1 pseudogene is annotated in these 516 nt (G+C 77.7%); it reads right to left on the reverse strand.

Annotated features, from left to right (window positions below):
* Positions 1–516: pseudogene (locus G3I42_RS16015) on the reverse strand (PucR family transcriptional regulator); the annotation flags it as partial.

Here is a 516-nt window from a genome sequence, read left to right on the forward strand (position 1 = left end):
GGCCGAGCGGCGTGCCGTCCGCCGCGACCCACAGCGAGCCGAGCACCTCCTCGCCCGCGCGCACCGCGATCGCGAGCCGCTCGGGAAAGCGCTCCTCGGCGGGACGGTGCACGACGTCGTCGCTCGTCCACAGCATGCGCAGGAAGCCGCTCGCGCCGAGTTCGGCGAGCCGCCAGCGCGGGACCCGCTGGCCGAGGATCGTGAGGCGGCGCAGCGGGTCGGCGCCGTTCTCGGTGCGGGAGTAGGCGAGGACGCGGGACTCGGGGTCCTCGATCGTGACGGCGCCGCCGACGAGCGTCGCGAAGGCGTTCGCGAGCGCGGGGAGGTCGCCGAGCGGCACTTCCGCGTGCGGTCCCTCGGCCCCGCCGCTCTGCGCCAGCCCGGCCCGCAGCAGGGCTATCAGCTCGGTCCACTCGACCCACGGGGCGCGGGTGAGGAGCGCGGTGGGCACGGTACGGGCCACGTCGAGGAGGCGCGGCGCGGGACCGGCCGCGCCGCGCCGCAGGACGAGCGCGG

The organism is Streptomyces sp. SID11385 (assembly GCF_010548245.1).
GTDB lineage: Bacteria > Actinomycetota > Actinomycetes > Streptomycetales > Streptomycetaceae > Streptomyces.